The 529-nt window shown below is 68.2% G+C and carries 1 pseudogene; it reads right to left on the bottom strand.

What is annotated here, in order from left to right:
- Positions 1-529: pseudogene (locus LBW94_RS44155) on the bottom strand (RHS repeat protein); the annotation flags it as partial.

Here is a 529-nt window from a genome sequence, read left to right as displayed (position 1 = left end):
CGGTGGCGACCCGGCCGGCGCGGTCGTGGGTATAGGCGGTGGTGGCGCCGGTGTAGTCGGTTTCGGTGGTCAGCCGGCCGGCAGAGTTGTATTGGTAGGTCCAGTGGTGGCCGAGGGGGTTGATGACGGTGGTGAGGCGTCGTTCGGTGTCCCACTGGTAGCGGGTGGTGGTGCCGTCGGGGTCGGTTTTCGTGGTGAGGAGGTCGAAGGCGCCGTAGGTGTATGCGGTGGTGGTGCCTGCTCGGGTGGTGTGGGTGAGGAGGTTGCCTTCGCCGTCCCAGGTCCAGGTTTCGCTGTGGCCGTCGGGGTCGGTGCGGCGTAACGGTTTTCCTTCTGGCGACCATTGGTAGTGGGTGTGGTGGCCGAGGGGGTCGGTGATCGTGATCGGGTGGCCGAAGCCGTCGCGGGTGATGACGGTGGTGGCGTCGTGGACGTCGGTGACCTGGATCGGCAGGCCGGCGGGGGTGGTGTCGATGCGGGTACGAGCGCCTGCGGGGTCCAGGGTTGCGGTGAGGGCACCGGTTGGGGT

This window comes from Nocardia sp. alder85J (assembly GCF_020176955.2).
Taxonomy (GTDB): domain Bacteria; phylum Actinomycetota; class Actinomycetes; order Mycobacteriales; family Mycobacteriaceae; genus Nocardia.
The sequence above is the reverse complement of the archived record's forward strand: the minus strand, read 5'-3'. Positions and strand labels throughout refer to the sequence as shown.